This is a genomic window from Arthrobacter sp. yr096, assembly GCF_900108925.1.
Classification (GTDB): Bacteria; Actinomycetota; Actinomycetes; order Actinomycetales; family Micrococcaceae; genus Arthrobacter.
Window position 1 is genome coordinate 280,633 of record NZ_FNYI01000001.1, and the last position, 16,854, is coordinate 297,486.

The window sequence follows — 16,854 nt, forward strand, 5'->3', positions numbered from 1 at the left end:
CATGAACTCCGGTTTTAGAAATCTCCACCGGGGTAGGTGCCCTCGGGCAATGTGAAGCACGGCGAGCCCGAATCGATGTCAATCTGGTTTGGGGCCAATCCTTCGGAGACGACGTAGTTCTCCCCAGGTGCAGGCGGGTCGATCTGAATTCGATAGTCTTCGTTTGGATTGCTATCGGCGGATACTTTGGTTCCTTTCGCCCGGTAGTGGGCCTCGATGGCTCTCACTATCTGCTCGATTTTGGTTCCTTCGGCAACGGTGATGGCCGTGAAGCCCTTCCAGTTGTGCTGGGTCTTGTTGCACGACAGAAGCATGCCCTTCTTCTTCTGATCAATTGAGACAACAGCATCTTTTGGGATCAGGGCGGCGAGGTCCAGTTCCATCGCTTGGGTGTGGGCTTTGGCTTCCTGCCAGGTCAGTTCAGCATTCATCGGTTCACCCTGTGTCTCTGCTGCGGTGGGTGCTGCTGGTTCGATATGTGTCCCTCCGGGGCTTCCGGAACAGCCTGCCAGAACCATCGCACCCACCAGCAGCAACGACGCCATGGCACCGCGACGCGCCCTCATCGAGCCACAACTCCCGGCACGTCATTGAGCGCATGGTCGTTGTCTTCACTGTTAGAGGCTACGAGATCACGGTTGCTCAAAAGCATCTAGAAATCCCCAACAGGATAGGTACCCTCGGGCATTGTGAAGCAAGGCGAACCTGACGCAATGCGAATGACGCGGGGATCGTCCTCCCTGATGAGATACATTTCCGAGGTGGCCGGATCGCTTATCTCAACACGAAAGGTGCCTTGTATGGTCCGGTCGCTTGAGACCTCAAAACGATGATCCGTGAAGTGTGTCCGTGCAGCCGTCTCAAGTTCTTTCACGACAGATTCAGCTTCGCTTCCCTCAGCCAGCGTGATCGAAGTCGAACCGTTCCAGTTGTGTTCTGTCTTGCTGCAGGACAGGAGAACGCCCGTCTCTTTCTGGACTATGGAAGTAACCTTGTCCTTTGGGATCAAAGCCGCTATCTCCAGCGCTTCCTTTTCCGTGTTTGCTTTAGCTTCCTGCCTAGTGAGTTCCGTGGTCATCGGTTCCTCTTGTGTATCAGCGGCAGTTGGCACGGTTGACTCGGTCGAACTCACGCTTGGGTTTCCGGCGCAACCTGCGAGCCCGATCGAACCCGCCAACAGCAACAACGCCATGGCTCCTTGTCGCGCCCTCATTGAGACACAATTCCAGGCATGACTCTGAGTACTTGCAGGTTGTCCTCGTTGTTTGAGGCGATGAGGTTGTAATTGTTCATGGGATCTAGAAATCCCCGCCTGGGTAGATGCCCTCGGGCAGTGTGAAGCATGGAGAACCCGAATCGATCCAAATCTCATCAGGTTTTACGCCTCCACCGACGAGGTAATTCTCCCCAGGAGCAGGTGGATCGATTTGGACCAGTATCTTTCCGTCTATATCCCTTTCGGCTGACACCTTGAGTCCATTCGCCCGGTAGTGGGCTTCGATGTCCTTCACGATTAAATTGATTTTGGTTCCGTCGGCTACCGTGATGGTCGTGGAGCCCTTCCACTTGTGCTGTGTCTTGTTGCAGGACAGCAGCACGCCCTTCTTCTTTTGATCGATCGAGACAACCGTGCCTTTCGGGATCAGGGCGGCGATCTCCAATTCCATGGCTTGGGCTTTGGCCTTCGCTTCCTGCCACGTCAGTTCAGCTTTCGTCGGTTCACCCTGTGTCTTTGTTGCGGTGGTCACTGGTGGTTCGATGTGTGTCCCTCCGGGGCTTCCGGCGCAACCGGCCAGAACCAGCGCACCCGCCAACAACAACGCCATGGCGCCGTGTCGCGCCCTCATCAAGGCAGAATTCCAGGCATGACTCTGAGTACTTACAGGTTGTCCTCGTTGATTGAGGCGATGAGGTTGTGGTTGTTCATGTGGACCTAAAAATCTCCACCGGGGTAGGTGCCCTCGGGCAATGTGAAGCACGGCGAACCGGAATCAATGCGAATCACATTTGGGGTTAGGCCTCTACCGATAAGATATCCTTCACCGGGAGCGGGCCCAAGCAAATGCACTTGATAGTCACCATCAATTCCCCTTCGAGTTGTCACCTCGAAGCTGCCACCTCTGTAGTGCAGTTCAAGGCCTTTAATAACTTCTTCCACATTCGCGTCGGCCGTCAGCGTGATATCTGTCCAACCGTTCCAGTTGTGAGCGGTCTTGTTGCACGACAGGAGTACGCCGGTCTCCTTCTGAAGGACGGAAGTGACTTTGTCTTTCGGGATTAGACCGGCGATCTCGAGTGCGGTCTTCTGCGTATCTGCTTTCGCGCTTTGCCATGTCACGTTTGTTTCCAAGTCATTTTCCTCCCTTGAAATATCCGTACCAGTACAGCCGGAAAGACTTATGATGGTCACCAAAAATAGGGCGATAGCCGTGTAGCGTGACATTTTCATCGGTTAATCAGGCTTTGCATGTCCCGAAGCGCCTCCCGGTTGTCCTTAATGTTGGAGGCAATGAGGTTGTGGTTTTCCATGAGGATGTTCCCTTCTTCGACGGTGTTGATCGCCCTAAGTTGGTCGTCGTGGGGGCCGCGGTAGTAGTGCTGTTCGAACTCTTCGTGATGAATCGGATTGTTTCCCTCCCACACCACCCCTTTTTTCGTGACGGGGTTGGTAACTCCCTGGCCATGGATGAGCAGATCATAGTAGTACAGGTTCGAATATTGCGTGGTTGGCTGTGGTTTCCAGTCCGGGAGCATGCCTGCCCCAGCGAGAGAGACCACCTTGTCGTATCGGGCCCCGGCGACTTCGGAGCTGGCGACGTTTGCCAGGCCCCAGCTGTGCCCGATGCCGATTTGTTCGGCACCGTTCAGGAAGGGATCAGTGCGCATCCCGGCTTCGAAGGATGCCAGTTGCTGCCCTGACGTGCGTGCGAGTTTTTCATCGTTCGCCTCACCGATTCTCGCTAGGTTCGGACCGCCGGCAGTGTTCTCCTCCCCGGGGAACCGCCCATCCTTATAGACGAAAGCCACCGTCCCCGGCACGTTGTTATTGAGGTATGACGAGACCTGCTGTACGCCGCCTTCGTAGAAGATGTTCAGTCCGGTGAACGTTCCCGGGACGTAGGTGATCACATGCCGTGTGTCGGGGCCCGGGGTGCCGATCATTTGCACAATCCGGGACTGGTCCCGGTCATAAAGGTAAAGCTGCACGTCCCCGGCTTCCACCTGCTTCAGGTAGGCCACCTCATTTTCCAGCATCTTTGTTCGGTTCGGGTCGTGGTGGGCTTGCCCGATCCCCGACAACTTCCGGGCTGTTTCCAGGTCGTTCTCCGCCGCACGGAGCAATCTTGGCGCGTTCAACTGGTTAGCCCGGACCCGGGCCAGTGCGGGCACCCCGTCCAAAGCGCCGAACATGGCCGGAGCCGCAGCCAGCAGCAGCTCCTGCACCTGCGTGAACCCGGACTCGTTCGCTGCAAGGTGGGCTCCCGTGTTCATGCCCGCCCACCAAGCCCCAATTTTCGATGGGTCCATGCCTCGCAGGGTCTTCTGCCATCCGGGTATGGTGGCCAATGCCTTCACGTCAGCCTCGGAGGCAGTGGACAAGTAGCCCAGCAGCGCCGAGCCCGATAAGGTCATCGGCGCCGTTGCAAGCACAAGAACGCCGTTCGATACCGTTATCTGCCCGAGGACACCGCTCCCACCGGCAGCACGGAACGTCGACGCGATGTCGGAAAGCCGGGCTGCGTCCTGATGGTTGTCTTCCAGGAACCGTCGCAGCCCGCCACGGACAGCGTCGAGATCAGAGTGCACCCAGGAGCACTTGTCCTCGAACTCGGACACAGCTGCACTGACTCTGTTGGCCGCGCCTCGGTCTGAGTCGTCCTGGATCCTGAAGGTTGACACTGCGGAGTCCAAGGTGTCCGGATCAGCGGAACTCGCCCCACCAGTGCTTCCGCTCGCCCAGACGCGGAATCCCTGCCGCGCAGTCTTCACGCTCACCACCGGACGGTCAGTCTCCTTCATCGACGGGCGCGGCCCCACATCCACTGCAAAACCTCCGCCAGCACGGGCCCAACCGGAGGCAAGCGCCCACTCCGTCACATCGTCCAAGCGACGTTGCTCAACCTCCGCCGCGCCCTTCGCTTCGTGGACCTGACGGGCAACATCTTCCAACATGTGGACCAGCTCGGACCGGGCCGCCCGTTCAGCGGCAACGTTCTCCCGGAAGCAGTCAGAGAACACGCCCCGAAATTCCGCGAGTGCAGCCGTTGAGGTCGATTCCCGTCCACCGCTTTGATCTTGTAGTGTTCGCGCTGCGTCTCGACATGCACCGATCAGACGATCGGCAACCCCCGTGTCGAAATTCATTTTACTCCATCAAATAGATAAACTGCCGACGGCTCCACTATACCTAATGCGCTCGACGGATTCTGAATCATTTTCGGAAAGTGCTGAGCACTGGACGAGGGGCTCCGTGGAATTCTCCGGGCCCCCGCGGAGTTGTCCCGAACATGCACAACAAACGGATCGGTTTCCTCTCCTTCGGTCACTGGGCCCGTGTCCCGGGTTCCCCCGTGCCAACGGCTGGGGAGGCCTTGAAACAGGGCATAGAACTCGCTGTGGCCGCTGAGGAACTGGGCATCGACGGGGCCTTCTTCCGGGTGCACCACTTCGCCCGGCAGCAAGCATCGCCCTTTCCACTGCTGAGCGCTATTGCAGCCAGGACCAGCCGTATCGAGATGGGCACCGGCGTCATCGACATGCGCTACGAAAACCCGCTCTACATGGCCGAGGAAGCAGCAGCCACGGACCTCATCAGTGATGGGCGGTTGCAGCTCGGAGTGAGCCGTGGTTCACCCGAACCCGCACGGAACGGGGCAGCGAACTTCGGCTACGTCCCCGAGGACGGTGAGGACGGCGGCGACATGGCCCGCCGCCACACTGCATTGTTCCGCAAAGCCATCGCCGGGCATGGCGTAGCCGAGGCAGATCCCCATTACGCGGGCGGCGCCACGGGACTACTGCCCATCCAGCCCCAATCACCTGGCCTCGCACAAAGAATCTGGTGGGGTGCCGGAACCCGCAAAACGGCTGTGTGGGCTGCTGAGCAGGGGATGAACCTAATGAGCTCAACCCTCCTCACTGAGGACACAGGCGTGCCCTTCGATCAACTACAGGCGGAGCAGATCAGCCTTTTCCGCGAAGCCTGGGCTGCCGCCGGGCACGACTTTGAGCCACGAATCTCCGTGAGCCGCAGCGTGATCCCCATCGTGGACGACGTCGACAACCACTACTTCGGGCTCCGCGCCCAAGCGGACAGCCAGGACCAGGTGGGAATTCTCGACGGCGCGTTGTCCCGTTTCGGGAAGAGCTACATTGGCGAGCCGGATTCACTAGCGGATGAGCTGGCGATGGACGCAGCCGTGCAAGCAGCTGACACTGTCCTGCTCACAGTGCCTAACCAACTGGGAGTGGACTACAATGCCAAGCTGCTTGGGAACGTGGCCAAGCACATTGCACCGGCCTTTGGCTGGAGTGCCTCCCCGACCAAGTAACGGACCCCACGGCCGAGGAAAGGCAGGTATTGTTGCTGGCTGTGCGCTCTCGCGTCAAGAGCGCGCGAGCACTTGTGAGTCCCGTCAATGAGGACAGGAATCACCCAGAGAGCAAAGGTTGCCCATGGACATCCAGAACCTCCTCGAGGACATCGTTGGAGCAGTTCAACCCCACGTCGGTCAGGGAAAAGTAGCCGACTACATCCCGCAACTCGGGGCCGTGGATCCTCACCAGTTTGGGATATCGCTGGTGACCCGGGAGGGGGAAGTGTTCTCGGCAGGGGACGCCCATGTGGAGTTCTCCATTCAAAGCATCTCCAAGGTCTTCGCCCTTGCATTGGTTCTGGCTGCGGACGGCGACCACATTTGGAAGCGCGTCTTCCGCGAACCCTCAGGCAACCCCTTCAACTCCTTGGTTCAGTTGGAAAGCGAAGAGGGCATCCCGCGTAACCCCTTCATCAACGCCGGCGCAATCGTGGTGACGGATCGGCTACTAAGCCTCACAGGCGACGCAGCCAAGGCCGTGCGGGAACTGATGCGCCAGGAGACCAGCAAGGAGAGCATCGACACCGATCACGTTGTGGCCTCATCCGAACTGGGCAAGGGACACCGCAATGCCTCGCTGGCCCACTTCCTGGCAAGCTGCGGCAATCTGGAGAATCCTGTCGAGGATGTCCTGGACTCGTACGCAAAGCAATGCGCGCTCGCCATGACCTGTGAAGACCTGGCGCTCGCCACCCGTTTCCTTGCCTCGAATGGTCTGGGCGCGGACGGAACCCTGCTGCTGTCTCCAGCCCAGACCAAGAGAATCAACGCCGTCATGCTCACCTGCGGAACATACGATGCCGCGGGCGAATTCGCCTACCGCGTGGGCCTTCCGGGAAAGAGTGGAGTAGGCGGTGGAATCGTGGCCGTGGTTCCCAACAAGTGCTCCATCAGCGTGTGGAGTCCGGGCCTTGGACGGTCCGGGAATTCCGTGGCAGGTGTTGCCGCACTGGACGAATTCACCACCCGTACTGGCTGGTCGGTGTTTTAAGCGCATGATGGTGTCATGACCCCCAAGGACGGAAAGGCCACGAAACCAGTCAAGGTCCGCAAGCCTGCTGCGCCGGCACCGGGAACCCAACCCACCGCCGTCGGCTTTTTGCAGCGTTTGAAAATCCGTCAGTCAGACATCGAGCAAGCCAAATACCAGCGCTATTTCAAGACCGGCAAAGGTGACTACGCCGAAGGCGACTTCTTCATGGGCGTGCGCATGGGCGAAGTTTTCACGCTCAGCAAAGAGTTCGCTGCCATGTCAATGGAGGACATCGAAAAGCTTCTGGAGCAGGACATCCATGAGGCCCGCGCGGGCGCCGTAAAGATCATGTCGCTCCAAGCCCAGAAGAAAAAGACCACCGAAGAGCGGCGTCGCCAACTTTACGAGCTCTACCTGCGAAGGCACGACCGGATCAACAACTGGGACCTCGTGGACCTGGGCGCGGGACGGGTGGTGGGTGGCTGGCTCATGGACAAACCGCGGGACCCACTCTACGAACTCGCCCACTCGGAGAACATGTGGGAACGCCGGACCGCCATCGTCGCCACCTCGGCGTTCATCCGTGAAGGCCAGCTGGACGACACCTTCGCCATCGCAGAGATCCTGCTCCACGACAAGGAGGACCTCATCCAAAAAGCCGTGGGTGGGTGGGTCCGTGACGCCGGGCGGAGCAGCCGCGAACGCCTGCTGGCTTTCCTCGACGAACACGCAGCCACCATGCCGAGGACCACGCTTCGTTACGCGATCGAGCATCTGGGCAAGGAGCAGCGGGCCTACTACCTGACCCTGAAAGACAGGGTTTTTCCCACGTGAGTCCATTCCATATGTGACGCTGGATTACCCAGCGTTACCGGGTGTTTCCGAGTCTTTGAAGCATGTTACGGAGCCGCCCTACAGTTTTTTCATGGCAATACAGGACATTTACCCCACCGCGCTGCGGCTGCTCGGCCGCCCGGTGCTGGTGGTGGGCGGCGGACCCGTTGCGGAGCGCCGCGCCAAGGGACTGCTCGACGCCGGTGCGAAAGTCACCGTCGTGGCGCCCGTTGCCACCCAAAACCTTCACGCACTCGCCGCTTCCGGGCTGCTCACCTTGGAGCAGCGCGAGTACCGCACGGCAGACCTCGACGGCGTCTGGTTCGCTCAGACCGCCACGGGCACTTCCGCCGTGGACACCCAGGTAGCAGCCGACGCCGAAGCGCAGCGCATCTGGTGCGTCAACGCCTCCGATCACGAAGCATCAGCCGCCTGGACACCCGCCGTTGCCGTGGTGGACGACGTCAAGATCGCCATTAACGCAGGGGGAGACCCGCGCCGTGCCATGGCCCTTCGCAACGCAGTGGCAACCGCCCTGGAAACAGGTGACCTGCCGCTCCGCCGCCACCGCAAGCCGGACGTCGCTGGCACAGCGCCCGCCGGCTCCGTGGCCCTCGTGGGTGGCGGTCCTGGCGACTCGGGACTCATCACCGTCCGCGGCCGGCGCCTGCTGGGCCAGGCCGACGTCGTGGTTGCTGACCGCCTCGGCCCCCGTGAGTTGCTCAACGAACTTGCCCCGGACGTTCGCGTGATCGAGGTTGGCAAGACGCCCGGCCACCACCCGGTTCCTCAGCTGGAGATCAACCGCATCTTGGTGGACGAAGCCTTGAAGGGCAACCGCGTGGTCCGCCTCAAAGGCGGCGACCCCTACGTCCTGGGGCGCGGCGGCGAGGAAGCAGAATTCTGCCGGCAGAACGGCGTCGAGGTTGAAGTGGTGTCCGGCGTGACGTCGGCAATCTCGGTTCCGGCCGCTGCCGGTATTCCCGTGACACACCGCGGCCTGGCCAAGGGCTTCAGCGTAGTGACCGGCCATGAAGAACTGTCCGAGGTCCCCGCACGCCCCGATCACACTGTGGTGTTGCTCATGGGAGTAGCGCAATTGCGGGATTCCGCGGCCGCTCTGGCAGGCTCGGGTCTGCCTTTGGACACGCCAGTAGGTATCGTAGAGAACGGGTATTTGCCGGATCAGCGCGTCACCATCGGCACTCTGGGTACCATCGCGGACCAGGCGGAAGCCGTCGGCGTGGCTAACCCGGCGGTCATCGTGATCGGCGATGTGGTCCGCGTCAGCCCCTTTGCACCGCAGCATTTCAAGACCGCTGATTACAGCACTATTACCCCAAATCGTCCCCGCGTCCGCAGTAACTGAGAAGAAGAAGGAACACAGCCGTGTCAATTAGCACCCCCGTAGGTTCTGCGGACCGTCCGCTTCGCGTCGCCGTCATCGGCTCCGGCCCGGCCGGCGTGTACGCAGCGGACATCCTGACCAAGAGCGAAGCCGTCAAGAGCGGCGAGCTCACCGTCAGCATCGACCTCTTTGACCGCTACCCGGCACCGTATGGCCTCATCCGTTACGGCGTAGCCCCGGACCACCCCCGCATCAAGGGCATCGTCAATGCCCTGCACAAGGTGCTGGACCGCGGCGATATCCGCTTCTTCGGCAACGTGGACTACGGCACGGACATCTCCATTGAGGACCTCCGCAAGCACTACGACGCCATCATCTTCGCCACTGGCGCCATCAAGGACGCCGACCTGAACATCCCGGGCATCGAGCTTGAGGGTTCGTTCGGCGGCGCGGACTTCGTCTCCTGGTTCGACGGTCACCCGGACGTTCCCCGCGAATGGCCGCTGGAAGCCACCGAAATCGCTGTTCTCGGCAACGGCAACGTGGCCTTGGACGTGGCCCGTGTCCTATCCAAGCACGCCGATGACCTGCTGGTCACCGAAATCCCGGACAACGTGTACGCCGGTCTGAAGGCCTCGCCCGTCACGGACGTGCACGTCTTCGGTCGCCGTGGCCCGGCACAGGTGAAGTTCACCCCGCTGGAACTGCGCGAACTCTCGCACTCCAAGGACGTTGACATCATCCTCTACGCCGAGGACTTCGAATTCGACGAAGAGTCCGATCGCCAGGTCCAGACGAACAACCAGATCAAGACCATGGTTGGCACGCTCACCAACTGGATCGCAGAGCAGCCGGAGGACCTTTCCGAGCTCAAGGCTTCCCGTCGCCTGCACCTGCACTTCCTGCACAGCCCGGTGGAAATTGTCGATTCCGCAGAGACACCTGGCAAGGTTGCCGGCATCAAGTTCGAGCGCACCGAACTGGACGGCACGGGCAACGCCCGCGGCACCGGGGAGTTCATCGACTACCCGGTCCAGGCCGTATACCGAGCAATCGGCTACTTCGGTTCGGCCCTGCCGGACGTCGAGTTCGACCACAAGAAGGGCGTCGTGACCAACGACGGCGGCCGCGTCCTGGACGCCGACGGCCAGCACGTGCCGGGCCTCTACGCAACGGGCTGGATCAAGCGTGGTCCGGTTGGCCTCATCGGCCACACCAAGGGTGATGCCCTGGAGACCGTGACGTACCTCTTGGAAGACCGCGAAAACCTGCCGCTCGCCGAGGTTCCCGCAGCCGACGCCGTGGTGGATCTCCTGGACGCCCGCGGTGTGAAGTTCACCAGCTGGGAAGGCTGGCTGGCGCTGGACGCCCACGAGCTCGCCCTCGGCGCTGCAGCAACCGAGGCCGGCACCTCCCACGGTGTTGAGGTCAAGCGTGAGCGCATCAAGGTTGTTCCCCGCGAGGACATGGTCAACATCTCCCGTGACGGTGTAGCCGCACAGGTCTAGTTCCCGCGTTTCCTGGCAGCGGGGTCACTCCTTTCGAGTGGCCCCGCTGCTGCTTATGGGACAACCGCCGGCGGTACCCTGAGTCATGGACGTCGTTGTCATTGAAACGCCCCAGTTGGGGGACCGGAGCTACTTGGTGCACGACGGCAATGTGGCGCTGGTGATTGATCCTCAACGCGATATTGACCGGGTTGAAGCTGCCGCCCGCGAAGCCGGAGTTCGGATCACCCACGTGGCCGAAACGCACCTCCACAACGACTACGTCACCGGCGGGTTGGTCTTGGCAGAGAAGCACGGTGCTGCGTACCTGGTGAATGCCGAGGATCACCTCGCATTTACCCGGGTGCCCGTCACGGACGGGCAGGTTATCCGCGTTGGCCAGCTCGTGGTGCGAGTGGTTGCCACGCCAGGCCACACTCACACGCACCTTTCGTATGTGGTCCGGGATGACACGCACGACGACGGCGCTGAGGCCGTCTTTTCCGGCGGCAGCCTGCTCTACGGTTCGGTGGGCCGGACGGACCTGGTCTCTCCCGATGACACTGCGACGTTGGCTCATCACCAGTACTCCTCGGTTCGGCGACTGGTGGGCTCGTCGCATCCGGAGGCCTCGCTCTACCCAACTCACGGCTTCGGATCGTTTTGTTCCAGCGGCCCCGCGAGCCACCAGGAAGCATCCACAATTCGTGAGCAATCCAAGAGCAATCATGCCCTGACGGATCCCGACGAGGACCACTTCGTCTCAGAGTTGTTGGCGAACATCACCGCTTATCCCGCGTACTACGCCCACATGAGCCCGCTCAATGCGGCAGGAGTGGGACCTGCGGCCCTTGCTGTCCCGGACTCCGTCAATGCTGAAGAGTTGACCCGACGCCTGGACGCAGGGGAGTGGGTGGTGGATCTTCGGCACAGGGTGGCTTTCGCGGACAGCCACCTCAAGGGCAGCGTGAGCTTCGAGTACGGGAAGGGCGATAACTTCACCAGCTACCTCGGCTGGGTGATCCCCTGGAATCAACCACTCACGCTCTTGGGGCCCAGGGGAGAGGTGGAAAAGGCGATCCGCGACCTGGCGAGAATCGGCATCGACAGTCCGGATGCCGCCGTCGGGCATCAACCTGGTGAGTGGTCGCCGGAGTCTCCGCCGGCGAGCTACCCGCACGGGGAGTGGACTGCGCTCCTCAAAGGCCGTGAACCGGGGGACGTGGTGCTGGACGTTCGTCGCCCGGAGGAGTTCGGGGCATCGCACATCAAGGGAGCCCTCAACATTCCCGTCTACGAGCTTCCCGGCAAGATCACGGAACTGCCGGATGCGAAGATTTGGGTTCACTGTGCCACGGGATACAGGGCGAGTGTCGCGGCCAGCCTGCTGGACCGGGCCGGACGCGACGTGGTGCTGATCAACGCCAGATTCAGGGACGCAGCCGGGGCCGGGATCGAAACGGTGCCGTAAGACGTTGCCGGCCCGCTGAACCGTGGTGGGGCAACAACGGTTCCGCGGGTTTGGAACGTCATAGCCCAGCAGACGTTACCGCGGCGCCTGATCCGAACAGTAGTCAAGGTTCCGGTACACGCTGCGGACGGCGGCATCGGGATCGTGGGCCTCCAAAGCGTCCACCAATTCGTCGTGGCCTTCGCGGGGGATGCCGTTGAAGCCACCTTTCCTTTGCTGGCGGAGGAGGTCGTTGTGGAAGACACCGCCGAAGGAGACGTATAGCTGGTGCAACAGCGGATTGCCGGACGCCAAGGCAACGCGCTCGTGGAATTCCCAGTCGGCGCTGGCCCACGTGGGGTAGTCCTCGGCCTGCCAGGCATCATGCCGGAGTGCGAGGAGGCGGCGCATCTCGGCCAGATCCTCGGTGGTGGCGTGCTTGGTGGCGAGCCGGGCAGCCTGGGTGTCCAGACCGAGGCGGACCTCCACAATGTGTTCCTGCGTGTGCTCCAAGTACATGCGCTGGGCTGCACCGGACATCTCGCTGTTCGCCCGCACATACGTGCCATCTCCCCGGCGGACCTCCAACATGCCCGAGTGCGCCAGCGCCTTGATGGCCTCGCGCAGGGTTCCCCGCGAAACACCAAGGGTGGACATGAGCTCGGGCTCGGCAGGAATCCGCTCCTGTAGCGGCCATTCACCGGACTTGATCATGTCCCGCAGCTTGGCGGTGATCTCCTCGGCAAGGGCCGGGCGATGCGAAGGGGTTAGGGTCATGCTGTCCTCGGTCCGGTCTTGGTGGCAGTGCGCTTGCTCGTCAGCAGGTGGCAGGTAACCATGAGCGCCACGGCCACGATGGACAGCAGGCTCAGCGGCAATACCCAACCGCCGGTGGCGCTGTGGAGCAAGCCCATGCCAAAGGGGCCAATTGCCGCAATCAAGTATCCCAGCGATTGGGCGATGGTGGAGAGCGCGGTGGTTTCCGCCGTCGAGCGTCCACTACGGCTGATGATCACCAGCACCAGCGGGAAGATGCCCAAGCCGAAGCCAAACAGCACGGCGGGAACAACGGCCAATGACGTCGGCAGCCAGACCATGGCGGCGATGGCCAGCAAGGTTGAGCTGCTGGCCAGATACAGGGCCGGGCGGAGCATGCCGGGCCTGGAGCCGAAGGCGAGCAGGATCATGCCGGCAGCGACGGATACCAGTTGCATCACACCGAACTGCAGGCCGCTCTCGGAGGGGCTGAGACCTTGAGACGTCAGGATGTAGGCGAACCAGCTCATCACGGCGTAGGCGAGGAAAGCCTGGAAGGTGAAGATCGCGGTGATCAGAAGGCCCAAACGGGTGCGCAGCAGGGGCCACATGGAGACCCGCGGACGATCGGTTTTGGTGGCCTTCCGATGCGTGTGCAGGACTACCGGCAGGAAACCCAAGAGAGCCGCGACGCCGAGCAGGCCCCAAGCAGCCAGTCCAATGGACGGCGAGCCGAGCTCCTGGGCCAGCGGAACGCTGACCACTGCGGCGAAGGTGGCTCCGCCTGACATGGTGAAAGTGTAGAGGCCGGTCATCATGGAGGTGCGCTCGGAGTAGTGCTCACGGATGAAGGACGGCATGGCCACGTTGCACACGGCAAGGCCGGACATTGCCAGGACTGTGCCTCCAAGGAGGGCGCCCGTCACCGGAATGCCGCGCACCAGCAAGCCGCCAGCCAGCAGTGCCAAAGCGATGGCGATCGCCTTCTCCACGCCCACCCGGCGGGTTAGCCAGGACGTTCCCATGCCTGCAACGGCAAAGCACAGCAGTGGGATGGACGGCAGGATGGACGCCACCAGAGCGCCATAACCCAGCACCTGCTGAAGGTCATGGAACAAGGCTGCGGCGCTGGTGATGCCCGCGCGCAGATTCAGGCCGATGAGCACCACGGCAATAATGCCGACGACGGCGACGACGCGCGTCTTGGGGACTGCTGAAGTTGCCGAAAGCGCAGGGGCGGCCTGAGCTGGGCTGACAGTAGGGATGTTTCCGGTGCTGGGGGTAAGAGGAGTCGTCGCGGCCATATCTAAAGGTTAGACGTTTGACGTCTAATGTCTAGACTTTTGTGGTGAAGCTCTCCGCGCTGGTTGTTTACGAGGCGGCTATCGAGGGTTGCGGGAACCCAGGCGCTGGACGGCCAAAGCCAACCACAGCTGCACGCGGTCCTGCGTTTGCGAGGGGTCGTAGCCGGTCAGTTCCGTTATTTGCGCCAAGCGGTAGCGAACAGTGTTCCTGTGCAAGGTCAGAGCTTCGGCGACGGCGGCCACTGACCCATTGTGGTTGAGGTAGCTTTCCAACGTGGCCACCAATTCGGCGCCATGGGCAGCATCAAACTTCCGCAACGGGGTGAGGGATTCGCTGGCCATGTCCGCCAGCGGAACATCCTCGCTGGCCAGCAGCAGGGACGTCAGGCTCAACCGCTCAGGCTCGTTGACCGGCAAGCCGTGTGCCACGGCGTCGCGCGCTTCAAAGTAGCTCCACCGCAAGCCGTTCGGCTTCGTGTAGGCGCCCCCGATGCCAACGACCGCGTGGATTCCAGCCTCCTGCAAGTGATCGCTGAGGCTTTTGGCCAACGCGGTAGCTGAGCTGCCGTCGTCGCTGATGACCGTCACCAAATCCTTCCCGACGACGGCGCTGACGCCGGCTTCCAGGGCCTGAGGCAGGGAGATGCTGATCAGTTGCTTATGGTGTGCCGTTGATTCCGCCACGAGCACTACGTTTTTCCGTGTGCTGTTGACTCCAACACCCGCCAAGCGCCTTGCGGCCTCAATGGTCTCCAGGGTGCCGTGGATGACGTCGTCCAGCACTTGGCCGGCCATCGCCCGCTGGGACTGACGTTGCTTAACCATGTTGTTGAGTTCCACGCTGATAAGGTTCTGCGCGTAACTGACGATTCCGGAGTCCACAAAGGGCTGCCGCAACCAGAGCGTGCAAGCATCCCTGCGGCCGGTGGGAATCGGGTACGAAGCCCAGCCATCCGCCGTCGGGGCCGGTTTCCCCGCCACGCTGTTGTAGAGCTGCGCGCTGAACTGGGTGAGTACAACGTCGGTGCGGAGCATGCTGCCCAATTGCTTGAGGAGTTCGTTCAGGCCACCGCCGGTAAGGAGTGAGCGGGCCAGGATCTGATGTCCGGCGAGCAGGCGCTCCAGGTTTGAGTAGTGGTCCGCGGAGTGTGACTCGGCCACGAGCTTTCCGATGGCGATGAAGGGGATCTCGTACGGCACTTCCACGAGGGGCAGCCCCCAGCGGTTGGCCTCGGCAATGAGGGCATCCGGAACCGACTCGTGGGTGAGGCCGATGCCGAAGCCGATGCCCACGGCGCCGGCGCGCTGTGCTTGGCGGACAAACCGGCGCTGATCGGCGGCGCTCTTGAGGCGCAGCCCTGTGGTGAGGACCAGTTCTCCGCCGCTCAGAAAACGCTGCGGGTCTTCCAACTCCGTGACAGCAACCCAGCTGATGTCCTGGTTCAACGTGGTTTCAGCGAGGCCGGCCTGACGGAGTTTCAGGGAGGGGACAGCGACGAGCGAAGCGAGGGACATTGCCATGCTTTAAAGCGTAACCCGGTACTGGTCAAGCGCACTAAGCGGGGGGTTCTTGTGTGTGCAGCTGGCTATTCCTTGGACCCCCTCCCTGGCATAGGCTCTGATCAGCTAAACCCATGCCCAGACTCCGAAAGAGGGTTGCACACCGTGGTTCAAACCTTGCAGAACTTCATCAACGGCGAATTCGTTACGCCGGCAGGCACGGGTCTTTTGGACATCGTTAACCCGGCCACCGGGGAGATCGTTGCCAAGTCGCCCATCTCGGTGCAGGCCGATGTGGATGCCGCCATGACCGCAGCCAACCAGGCGTTCAAGTCCTGGAAGAAGGCCACCCCGGGCCAGCGCCAGCTGATGCTCCTCAAGCTCGCCGATGCCGTAGAGGCCAACAGCGATGAACTCGTGGAAGCCCAGCACCGCAACACCGGGCAGGTCCGCTCCCTTATTGCTTCCGAGGAAGTTGCCGCAGGCGCCGACCAGCTCCGCTTCTTCGCAGGTGCTGCACGCATCATGGAAGGCAAGTCCGCAGGCGAATACTTCGAAGGCCACACCTCCTACGTGCGCCGCGAGCCTATCGGCGTCGTGGCCCAGGTTGCTCCGTGGAACTACCCGTTCCTCATGGCCATCTGGAAGATCGGCCCGGCCCTGGCCGCAGGCAACACGATTGTCCTGAAGCCCTCGGACACCACCCCCGAGTCCACGCTGGTCCTGGCACGCCTCGCCGGCGAGATCTTCCCGGCCGGCGTCCTCAACGTTGTTCTGGGCACCGGCGAGACCGGCGCCATGATGGTTGACCACAAGGTTCCAGGCCTGGTGTCCATCACCGGTTCCGTCCGCGCCGGCATCGCCGTTGCCAGCGGTGCAGCCAAGGGACTTAAGCGTGCCCACCTTGAACTTGGCGGCAAGGCCCCGGCCATCGTCTTCAAGGACGCCGACATCAAGAAGAGCGCAGCGGCCATCGCCGAGTTCGCCTTCTTCAACGCCGGCCAGGACTGCACGGCCATCACCCGCGTACTCATCGAGGATTCGGTCCACGATGACGTTGTGGCAGCCATGGTGGAGCACACCAAGACCCTGCACACGGGTTCGCAGAACGACGAAGACAATTACTTCGGCCCGCTCAACAACGTGAACCACTTCAATGCCGTGACCTCCGTGGTGGAGCACCTCCCGGAGAACTGCAAGATCGAAACCGGCGGCCACCGGGCAGGCGAGAAGGGCTTCTTCTTCGAGCCCACCATCATCACCGGTGCCAAGCAGAGCGACGACATCGTGCAGAAGGAAACCTTCGGCCCGGTCATCACCGTGCAGAAGTTCAGCACGGAAGAAGAAGCGCTCGAGTTGGCCAACGACGTCGAATACGCCCTGGCATCCAGCGTCTGGACCACCGACCACGGCACGGCCATGCGCATGAGCCGCGACCTGGACTTCGGTGCGGTCTGGATCAACACCCACATCCTCCTGACGGCAGAGATGCCTCACGGCGGCTTCAAGCAGTCCGGCTACGGCAAGGACCTCTCCATGTACGGCGTCGAGGACTACACGCGCATCAAGCACGTGATGTCTGCGCTTGACGCATAGCGCCGTCGC

At 61.7% G+C, this 16,854-nt stretch carries 15 protein-coding genes; 7 read left to right on the top strand and 8 right to left on the bottom strand.

Going from position 1 to position 16,854, the window contains the following annotated elements:
• Positions 1 to 14: 14 nt before the first annotated feature.
• The 5 genes from BMY91_RS01210 to BMY91_RS01230 form a co-directional block, all read right to left on the bottom strand.
• Positions 15 to 545: a hypothetical protein gene (locus tag BMY91_RS01210; RefSeq protein WP_090817222.1), complete on the bottom strand. Its 531-nt coding sequence runs from the start codon at positions 543 to 545 to the stop codon at positions 15 to 17.
• Between the two features lie 107 nt (positions 546 to 652).
• A complete protein-coding gene (locus BMY91_RS01215) occupies positions 653 to 1,192 on the bottom strand; it encodes a hypothetical protein (protein ID WP_090817225.1) in 540 nt (179 codons plus the stop codon).
• Positions 1,193 to 1,298: 106 nt separating this feature from the next.
• Positions 1,299 to 1,748, bottom strand: coding sequence for a hypothetical protein (locus tag BMY91_RS01220; RefSeq protein WP_143054027.1), 450 nt, complete (start codon positions 1,746 to 1,748; stop codon positions 1,299 to 1,301).
• A 185-nt stretch (positions 1,749 to 1,933) separates the two neighbouring features.
• Entirely contained in the window at positions 1,934 to 2,443 is a 510-nt protein-coding gene (locus BMY91_RS01225) for a hypothetical protein (RefSeq protein WP_090817229.1), read from the bottom strand.
• Between the two features lie 2 nt (positions 2,444 to 2,445).
• Positions 2,446 to 4,239: a hypothetical protein gene (locus BMY91_RS01230; protein ID WP_090817232.1), complete on the bottom strand. Its 1,794-nt coding sequence runs from the start codon at positions 4,237 to 4,239 to the stop codon at positions 2,446 to 2,448.
• A gap of 269 nt (positions 4,240 to 4,508) precedes the next feature.
• Here BMY91_RS01230 and BMY91_RS01235 point away from each other — a divergent pair, with 269 nt between their 5' ends.
• From BMY91_RS01235 to BMY91_RS01260, 6 genes are all read left to right on the top strand, one after another.
• Entirely contained in the window at positions 4,509 to 5,552 is a 1,044-nt protein-coding gene (locus tag BMY91_RS01235) for an LLM class flavin-dependent oxidoreductase (RefSeq protein WP_090817234.1), read from the top strand.
• A 124-nt stretch (positions 5,553 to 5,676) separates the two neighbouring features.
• On the top strand, positions 5,677 to 6,588 hold the full coding sequence (locus tag BMY91_RS01240) for a glutaminase (protein ID WP_090817237.1): 912 nt from the start codon (positions 5,677 to 5,679) through the stop codon (positions 6,586 to 6,588).
• A gap of 15 nt (positions 6,589 to 6,603) precedes the next feature.
• Positions 6,604 to 7,404, top strand: coding sequence for a DNA alkylation repair protein (locus BMY91_RS01245; RefSeq protein WP_217639253.1), 801 nt, complete (start codon positions 6,604 to 6,606; stop codon positions 7,402 to 7,404).
• Positions 7,405 to 7,495: 91 nt separating this feature from the next.
• The gene (cobA, locus tag BMY91_RS01250; RefSeq protein ID WP_090817240.1) at positions 7,496 to 8,773 is read left to right on the top strand and encodes a uroporphyrinogen-III C-methyltransferase; all 1,278 of its coding nucleotides are present in this window, start codon (positions 7,496 to 7,498) and stop codon (positions 8,771 to 8,773) included.
• 20 nt (positions 8,774 to 8,793) lie between these two features.
• Complete coding sequence (locus tag BMY91_RS01255) at positions 8,794 to 10,260, top strand: FAD-dependent oxidoreductase (protein WP_090817243.1); 1,467 nt, start codon at positions 8,794 to 8,796, stop codon at positions 10,258 to 10,260.
• Positions 10,261 to 10,345: 85 nt separating this feature from the next.
• Positions 10,346 to 11,710: an MBL fold metallo-hydrolase gene (locus BMY91_RS01260; protein ID WP_090817246.1), complete on the top strand. Its 1,365-nt coding sequence runs from the start codon at positions 10,346 to 10,348 to the stop codon at positions 11,708 to 11,710.
• 75 nt (positions 11,711 to 11,785) lie between these two features.
• On the opposite strand, the gene BMY91_RS01265 is transcribed toward BMY91_RS01260, so the two are convergent.
• From BMY91_RS01265 to BMY91_RS01275, 3 genes are all read right to left on the bottom strand, one after another.
• Entirely contained in the window at positions 11,786 to 12,466 is a 681-nt protein-coding gene (locus BMY91_RS01265) for a FadR/GntR family transcriptional regulator (protein WP_090817249.1), read from the bottom strand.
• Positions 12,463 to 13,749 carry an MFS transporter gene (locus tag BMY91_RS01270; RefSeq protein WP_090817252.1) on the bottom strand — a complete coding sequence of 429 codons (1,287 nt, stop codon included), beginning with the start codon at positions 13,747 to 13,749 and terminating at the stop codon, positions 12,463 to 12,465. Before BMY91_RS01270 ends, BMY91_RS01265 begins: the two co-directional genes overlap by 4 nt.
• Positions 13,750 to 13,827: 78 nt before the next feature.
• Positions 13,828 to 15,270: a PucR family transcriptional regulator gene (locus BMY91_RS01275; protein WP_090817254.1), complete on the bottom strand. Its 1,443-nt coding sequence runs from the start codon at positions 15,268 to 15,270 to the stop codon at positions 13,828 to 13,830.
• A gap of 144 nt (positions 15,271 to 15,414) precedes the next feature.
• Between BMY91_RS01275 and BMY91_RS01280 the strand changes: the two genes are divergently transcribed.
• Positions 15,415 to 16,845, top strand: coding sequence for a gamma-aminobutyraldehyde dehydrogenase (locus BMY91_RS01280; RefSeq protein ID WP_090819041.1), 1,431 nt, complete (start codon positions 15,415 to 15,417; stop codon positions 16,843 to 16,845).
• Positions 16,846 to 16,854 lie beyond the last annotated feature (9 nt).

Coding starts and splice junctions, on each gene's coding strand:
- BMY91_RS01245 (WP_217639253.1), top strand. CDS start 6,604: ATGACCCCCAAGGACGGAAAGGCCACGAAACCAGTCAAGGTCCGCAAG.
- BMY91_RS01225 (WP_090817229.1), bottom strand. CDS start 2,443: ATGTCACGCTACACGGCTATCGCCCTATTTTTGGTGACCATCATAAGT.
- cobA (WP_090817240.1), top strand. CDS start 7,496: ATGGCAATACAGGACATTTACCCCACCGCGCTGCGGCTGCTCGGCCGC.
- BMY91_RS01215 (WP_090817225.1), bottom strand. CDS start 1,192: ATGGCGTTGTTGCTGTTGGCGGGTTCGATCGGGCTCGCAGGTTGCGCC.
- BMY91_RS01240 (WP_090817237.1), top strand. CDS start 5,677: ATGGACATCCAGAACCTCCTCGAGGACATCGTTGGAGCAGTTCAACCC.
- BMY91_RS01260 (WP_090817246.1), top strand. CDS start 10,346: ATGGACGTCGTTGTCATTGAAACGCCCCAGTTGGGGGACCGGAGCTAC.
- BMY91_RS01275 (WP_090817254.1), bottom strand. CDS start 15,270: ATGGCAATGTCCCTCGCTTCGCTCGTCGCTGTCCCCTCCCTGAAACTC.
- BMY91_RS01235 (WP_090817234.1), top strand. CDS start 4,509: ATGCACAACAAACGGATCGGTTTCCTCTCCTTCGGTCACTGGGCCCGT.
- BMY91_RS01270 (WP_090817252.1), bottom strand. CDS start 13,749: ATGGCCGCGACGACTCCTCTTACCCCCAGCACCGGAAACATCCCTACT.
- BMY91_RS01265 (WP_090817249.1), bottom strand. CDS start 12,466: ATGACCCTAACCCCTTCGCATCGCCCGGCCCTTGCCGAGGAGATCACC.
- BMY91_RS01210 (WP_090817222.1), bottom strand. CDS start 545: ATGGCGTCGTTGCTGCTGGTGGGTGCGATGGTTCTGGCAGGCTGTTCC.